The organism is Veillonella sp. ZSJB6, assembly GCF_051549505.1.
Classification (GTDB): domain Bacteria; phylum Bacillota; class Negativicutes; order Veillonellales; family Veillonellaceae; genus Veillonella.
This window is the reverse complement of record NZ_JBPUGE010000087.1, coordinates 1-261: the sequence shown is the minus strand read 5'-3', so window position 1 is coordinate 261 and position 261 is coordinate 1. Positions and strand designations below refer to the sequence as shown.

The window sequence follows — 261 nt, the reverse complement described above, 5'->3', positions numbered from 1 at the left end:
AAGACAGCTGTATCGCCGTTTTCGATTGCGCCTTCTTTGACAGCAAGCTCTGCACCTTGCTGTTGAAGCGCGTCAAGTTCAGCTGTAACTTCTTCGTCAGTGACTGTTGTTTCAACAGCTTCGTACTCGAGACCTTTGTATTCGCCAAGCTCAGCTTCTGGCTCAACAACGAACGTTACTTTGAACGTTACAGGTTGACCTTTTTCGAGCGTGCCGTCTACATCGATGTTTTCGAGAGCGATTGGTTCGAAACCAGCTTCT

Annotated in this window: 1 protein-coding gene; it reads right to left on the bottom strand. The window is 47.9% G+C overall.

Features of this window, described 5'->3' with window-relative positions:
- Positions 1-261: trigger factor (locus tag ACSV5T_RS09995; RefSeq protein ID WP_438321023.1), on the bottom strand; the 261-nt coding region annotated here is incomplete at both ends.